At 71.5% G+C, this 6,738-nt stretch carries 3 protein-coding genes; 2 read left to right on the forward strand and 1 reads right to left on the reverse strand.

Features of this window, described 5'->3' with window-relative positions; genetic code table 11:
* Positions 1-186 precede the first annotated feature (186 nt).
* Both HW445_RS14370 and HW445_RS14375 read left to right on the forward strand, forming a co-directional pair.
* On the forward strand, positions 187-879 hold the full coding sequence (locus tag HW445_RS14370; protein WP_180221415.1) for a TetR/AcrR family transcriptional regulator: 693 nt from the start codon (positions 187-189) through the stop codon (positions 877-879).
* Between the two features lie 136 nt (positions 880-1,015).
* Complete coding sequence (locus HW445_RS14375) at positions 1,016-1,384, forward strand: DUF4190 domain-containing protein (protein ID WP_180221416.1); 369 nt, start codon at positions 1,016-1,018, stop codon at positions 1,382-1,384.
* A gap of 81 nt (positions 1,385-1,465) precedes the next feature.
* On the opposite strand, the gene pulA is transcribed toward HW445_RS14375, so the two are convergent.
* Positions 1,466-6,738, reverse strand: a 5,273-nt coding sequence (gene pulA / locus HW445_RS14380) for a pullulanase-type alpha-1,6-glucosidase (protein ID WP_180221417.1), incomplete at its 5' end; no start/stop codon positions are given.

Consider the following 6,738-nt stretch of genomic DNA (forward strand, 5'->3'; position numbering starts at 1 on the left):
GTTCCTCAGCGCCCCCGCCGAGCAGGGGGCGCGCGCCGATCTCAGGGCGACGCTCTCCGACGGCCGGACGGTCTCGGGGCTGGGCTGAGGGGTAGGGTTGAGGGGCAGGGCCGGTCGGGAGCGGCGCCCGCGGAGGCCGGGGCCGCTCTTCTGCCTCCCTCCCCACGCCGCCGCTAAGGTGTTGGTATGACTACCGGGGTACGCCGCAGAATGGGGGTCGAGGAGCGGCGGCAGCAGTTGATCGACGTCGCTCTCGAACTGTTCAGTCATCGCTCGCCCGACGAGGTCTCCATCGACGAGATCGCCGCCGCCGCGGGCATTTCGCGCCCCCTGGTCTACCACTACTTCCCGGGCAAGCTGAGCCTCTACGAGGCGGCGCTGAAGCTGGCCTCGCAGGATCTGGCCGGCCGGTTCTCGGAGCCCCGGGAGGGCCCGCTGGGCGCCCGGCTGCTGCGGGTGATGCGCCGTTTCTTCGACTTCGTCGACGAGCACGGCCCGGGTTTCTCGGCGTTGATGCGCGGCGGCCCGGCGGTGGGGTCGTCGACCACGAACGCGCTGGTCGACGGGGTGCGGCAGGTGGCCTTCGAGCAGATGCTGAAGCATCTGGGGATGGAGCCGCCCGTCTCGCCCCGGCTGGAGCTGCTGCTGCGTTCCTGGATCTCGCTCGCCGAGTCGACGGCGCTGCTGTGGCTGGCGGGCCGGGGCATCCCCCGGGCGGAGCTGGAGGTGCAGCTGGTGCACGACTTCGCCGCTCTGGCCGCGGTCGCCGCCACCACGGATCCCGCGCTGGCGGACCTGCTGCGCCGGGTGCTGGCCGAGGAGCCGGAGGACGGCCCGTTCATGGAGCTGATCGGCAGGCTCGTCGCGCTGGCCCCCTGACGGCCCGGCCCTCGCCTGGCGGCCCGCCCCTCGCCTGGCGGCCCGCCCTTCGAGGGCGGTGAGGAATCCGTCAACGCTCCTGGGGAAGACGGCAGTTCGTACCCTGTCGGACCCTCCCAGAGATGAGTGTGACGCCATGTCCTCCTTCGACCGGCCGCAGCCGAAGAACGGTCTCGCCATCCCCGCCCTGGTCCTCGGCATCCTGGCGGTCGTCTTCTTCTGGACCGTGCTCGGCGGCATCCTGCTCGGGGTGCTCGCGCTGGTCTTCGGCATCCTGGGCATGCGCCGGGCCCGGCGCGACGGCGCCCCGCACGGGAAGCAGGCCATCGCCGGCGCGGTGCTGGGCGGCATCGGGCTGATCGCCTCCCTGGTGCTGGTGGCCGTCGGGGCGTCGGTCCTCAACTCGGACGAGTTCAAGAACCTCCAGGAGTGCGTCGAGCAGGCCGAGACGCAGGCGGAGATGGACCAGTGCGAGCGGGACTACGGCAACGAGGTCAACGACTGACCTGCTCCCCCCGCGGCCACGAACGGCGACGCCCCCCGCGGTGTGCGGGGGGCGTCGCCGTCGCCGTGCCGGCGCCGCGCGTCAGGAGGCGGTGAACACCGCCACCGTGCGGCCGGGGACGCTGAACGTGCCGTCCGCGAAGGACGCGGACTTCACGACCGGGTCGAGGCCCGAGGCCTGCTCCGGGTGGAGCCGGTACGCGGCGTCACCGAGACCGCCGACGTGCTGCTCCTGCGCCTCGGGGGTGGCGTTGAAGACCACCACGAGGTCGCCGAGGCGCATGGTGATGACGCCGGGCGTCTCCTTCTCGCCGGAGAGCGGGAAGGACAGCTCCTGCTGCACCTTGTCGGCGCTGTCCAGGGAGAACGCCTTCTCCGTGGTGCGGATGCGGAGCAGGTCGCGGTAGGCGGCGGAGGCGCCCCGGATCTCCTCGCAGCCGACCGACACCGTGGTCAGCAGGGGCTTGGCGTAGCCCCACTTGGGTTCGTTGTCGGCCGCCGGGGGCAGGCCGATGCCGAAGCCGTTGCCTGCCGCGCAGTTCCAGTGGATGGCGTTGAACCAGTCGCCGCTGTCGTAGGAGTTGCGGTCCAGCGACTTGGAGCGCAGCAGGTCGGTGCCGGCCTGGGAGAGCGCCGGTCCCTGGGAGAGGGCGGCGGTCGCCATGGCGAGGACCTGCATCCGGGCCCGGTCGCCGGCCGGGGTGCCGGCCGGCAGCTTGAAGGCGAGGGCGTCGAACAGGGACTCGTTGTCGTGCGCGTCGGCGTAGGCGAGGGCGTCGCCGGGGGCCTCGGCGTATCCGGCGGGTGAGCCGTTGTAGTCGACCTGGGCGCCGGTGACCTCCTTGCCGGAGGTGTCGGTGAAGCGGTACCCGGCGAGGTTGCCGGTGAGGCCGACCTTGATCAGGTCCTGGTAGTGGAGCAGCCGGGCCTTCTGCTCGGCCTCGGTGCCGTTGGCGGCGGAGGAGTTGGGGTCGGTGTAGAGGCCGGAGGCGAAGCCCTGGACACCCGGGTCCTCGTCGAAGGGGCCGCCGCCGCGCACGGCGTCGCGGGCGCGGTCGGAGAAGGTGGCGATGCCGGTGCCGGCCATGTGCTTCTGGGTGGCCTGGACGAACCGGGCGTCGTCGGCGATCTCGCCGAAGTTCCAGCCCTCGCCGTACAGCAGGATGCTCTTGCCGTCGACGCCGTCCTTCTTGACGGTGAGGGAGTCCAGCGCCTCGCGGACGGCGACCATGTTGGCCTTGGGGTGGTGGCCCATCAGGTCGAAGCGGAAACCGTCGACCTTGTACTCCTTGGCCCAGGTGACCACGGAGTCGACGACCAGCTTGCCCATCATGGCGTTCTCGGGCGCGGTGTTGGCGCAGCAGGTGGAGGTGGCGACGCCGCCGTCGGCGAGGAGCCGGTGGTAGTAGCCGGGCACGATCCGGTCGAGGACCGAGGTCTTCGCCTGGCCGGACGCGGCGGTGTGGTTGTAGACGACGTCCATCACGACGCGCAGGCCGTTGTCGTTGAGCGACTTGACCATCTGCCGGAACTCGGTGGTGCGCTTCGTGCCGTCCGGGTCGGAGGCGTAGGAGCCCTCGGGGACGGTGTAGTGGTACGGGTCGTAGCCCCAGTTGTAGGCGTCCTTGGCCGCGGTGGCGGCGACGCACTCCTGCTGGCGGGGCGAGTCGGCGGGCAGCGACGCGAGGTCGCAGTCCGGGCTCGCCTGGTCCGCCGTGCGCTCGGGGATGGTGGCGATGTCGAACGCGGGCAGCAGGTGGACGTAGGAGGTGCCGGCGTCGGCGAGCTCCTTCAGGTGCTTCGAGCCGTCGCTGCCGGTGTCGGCGAACGCCCGGTAGGTGCCGCGGTCGGCGGCCGGCACGGTGTCGTCGGCGACGGAGAAGTCGCGGATGTGCAGTTCCTGGATCTGCGCGTCGCGCAGCGGCACGGCCCGCGGCTTGTCGAGGCCGGCCCAGCCGGTGGGGGCGAGGGCGCGGTCGCCGAGGTCGACGGCCAGGCTGTGGGTGGAGTCGGCGGTCAACGCGACCGAGTAGGGGTCGGTGACCTTGTTGACGACGACCTTCTGCTCGGTGGGGGCGAAGACCTTCACCACGTAGCGGTAGGGCTTGTTCTTCCAGGAGGCGGGCCCGGTGACCGACCAGACGCCGGTCGCGGAGTCGCGCCGCATGGGCACGGTGGCCGAGCCGATCTCCAGGTCGACGTCCTGCGCGGTGGGCGCCCACACGGAGAGGGTGGGGCGGTTGCGGTCGAAGACCGGGCCGAGGTCGGCCTGGGTGGCCTTCGGGTACAGGTCGTCGAGGACGCCCGCGGTCTGCACGCCGGTGGCGGCGAGGACCGCGCCGTTGGCGGCGTGCTGGGCGGCGACGACCTGGCCGCGCAGCGCCTCGCGGACACGGTCGGCGTCGCGCGGGTCGACGGTCCAGGCGGTGCCCTCGGCCAGGTGCGGGAAGCGGGCCTTCTGCTCGTCGGTGAGCTTGCCCGCGGTCAGCCGCAGCCAGGTGGCGTCGCCGGTGAGCGCGCCGTCCCGCACCGCGAGGGAGCCGTCGCGGGAGGCGAGCAGCTGGGTGGAGGCGGCGGCCGGGGAGCCGTCCCAGACGACGGTGGTGCGGTCGATCCAGACGGCCTTGGAGGTCGTCAGGTCGAGGGCGCCGGAGCTGCCCGCGGGCTGCGGGAGCAGGTACTTCTCCTGTCCGGCGAGGAGCCAGACCTCGTTGCCGTTGGCCTTGAGGTCGAGGGCCTGGTCGGTGGGGAGGTCCTTCTGGTCGCCCTTGTGGAGGATGTAGCTGAGACTGGTCGCGCCCTCGGCGAGCGGCACCTCGTAGACCGCGCCGAAGGAGTCGATCTTGCTCGGCTGCACGGGGCGGGCCCAGTCGGTCGGGTTCGCGGCGCCGGCCCAGACGTGCAGGCCCCAGCCGTCGTAGTCGCCGTCGGCACGATGGTAATGCAGGACGGCCTTGGTGCGGTCGGGCTCGGGGTAGGCGTCGGCGGGCTTCTCGGTGCGGACGTCCTCCTTGCCCTGCTCGATCCAGATCTCGCCGGTGCTGGTGACGTCGACGGTGCGGTCGGCGGCGACGTCCTTGTCGCCGTCCTTGTCGATCACGAGGAAGCCGACGTCGGAGGCGCCGGGCTTGAGCTTGACCCAGGCGAAGGCGCCGTAGGCGTCACGGCCGGAGAACGGGTGGCTCTTGGGCCACTCGGTGGCCTCGCCCTCGGCGATGTCGCCCCAGGCGTACAGGCCCCAGTCGTCGTAGTCGCCGTCGGTGCGCTTGTAGTGGACGAGGACGTGGTCGCGGGAGACGGCGACGGGGACCTCGGGGGCGGGCGGGGTGCCCGTGGTGGAGGCGGCGGTGTCGCTCGCGGTGCGGCCGGCGCGGTCGACGACGACGGCCTTGTAGCGCAGGGCGGTGCCGGCGGGGACGTCCTCGCCGATGGTCTGGGTGACCCGGTAGGGCGCGTGGTCGGCGGAGCCGAGCACCTTCCAGGGGCCGTTGCCGACCTGGGCGGCGAACACGACGCGGTTGAGCTGTCCGCCGTCGACGTCGGCATTCACCGTGACGGTGCCGGTGGCGCCGGCCTCCGGGGCGGTGAGGGTGACGGAGGGCGCGGCGGCCGGCCTGGGCAGCGGGGCCTTCGCCTGGAACACGACGGCGGAGCCGGCCGGGACGGTGACCGTCACCTTGCGGTCGGCGTCGCTCCGCAGGGTGGCGTCGGTGCCGTGGATGCCGCGGAAGGAGGCGTCGGCGGATCCGGTGGCGAAGGTCGCGGACGTGGCCTCGTCGGCGTTGTTGAAGGCGACCAGGTACTCGACCCCGGACTTCGCGTCGGTGCGGGAGAAGGCGTAGACGCCGGCGCCGTCGGCCGCGTGGCGCTCGGTCTGCACGCCGTCGGCGAGGGCCGGGTGGGCCTTGCGCAGCTTGGCGAGAGCACTGATCTGGCGGTAGAGCGGTGCTCCGGTGTCGAAGGCGTCCTCGGCGTGGGTGCGGTCGGTGCCGAGCTGGTCGTCGTCGAGGTAGTCGGCGGTCTTCGAGGCGAACATGGTCTGGCGGGCGTCCTTGTCGCCGCCGGCGCCGGTGAAGCCCTGCTCGTCGCCGTAGTAGATCACCGGGTTGCCGCGGCCGAGGAACATCAGCTCGTTGGCGAGCTTCGCCCTGCGCAGCAGGGTGGCGTCCGAGGCGTCGGAGTCGTCGGCCTTCAGGAAGTGGCCGATGCGGCCCATGTCGTGGTTGCCGAGGAAGGTGACCTGCTCGTAGGCGTTCGCCTTGTCGGTGGCGTACTTGTAGTCGTCGCCGTAGACCGAGGCGAGCTTCTTCGCGCTGCCGCCCTGCGAGGCGTACTGGCGCGCGGCCTCCTGGAACGGGAAGTCGAGCGTGGCGTCGAGGCGGCCCTCGGTGACGTACGGGGCGGTCACGGAGGTGTCGGAGGAGTACACCTCGCCGAACATGAAGAAGTCGTCCCGGCCCCGCTTGGCGGCGTAGGCGTCGAGGGCGGTGGCCCACTGGGTCCAGAACTCCATGTCGACGTGCTTCACGGTGTCGATCCGGAAGCCGTCGATGCCGAAGTCCTTGACCCACCGCTGGTAGATCTTCTCCATGCCGGAGACGACCTCGGGACGCTCGGTCCACAGGTCGTCGAGGCCGGAGAAGTCGCCGTAGGTGGTGGACTCGCCGGCGTAGGTCGAGTCGCCGCGGTTGTGGTACATCGCCGGGTCGTTGAGCCAGGCGGGGACCTTGACGTTCTTCTTCGCCTCCGGCACCACGGGGGTGCGCGGGAAGGAGCCGGAGTCGACGGCGGGGAAGCGGTCGCGGCCCCCGGCGTGAGCGGCGTCGTCGAAGGGCTCGCCGTCCTTCGTGAGGTAGGGGAAGGCGCCCTTGGAGAGGTAGGAGTAGGACTTCTCCTGGTAGTCGACGACGTCCGCGGTGTGGTTGGTGATGACGTCGAAGAAGACCTTCATGCCCTTGGCGTGGGCGGCGTCGATCAGCTTCTCCAGGTCGGCGTTGGTGCCGAAGTGCGGGTCGACCTGGGTGAAGTCGGTGATCCAGTAGCCGTGGTAGCCGGCCGACGCCTGGTCGCCGGTGCCCTGGACGGGCTGGTTCTTGAAGATGGGCGCCATCCAGATGGCGGTGGTGCCCATGCCCTTGATGTAGTCGAGCTTCTTCGTGAGGCCCTTGAGGTCGCCGCCCTGGTAGAAGCCCTTGTCGGCGGGGTCGAAGCCGGTGGCCGTGCGGGAGCCGGTGAGGCCGCCGCGGTCGTTGGAGGTGTCACCGTTGGCGAAACGATCCGGCAGGACGAAGTAGAACTGCTCGCGGGTCAGGTCGTGACGGGCCGGCTGGGCGGCGAGCTTCGCGTCCGACGGGG

This window comes from Streptomyces sp. UH6 (assembly GCF_013421635.1).
Lineage (GTDB): Bacteria > Actinomycetota > Actinomycetes > Streptomycetales > Streptomycetaceae > Streptomyces > Streptomyces abyssomicinicus.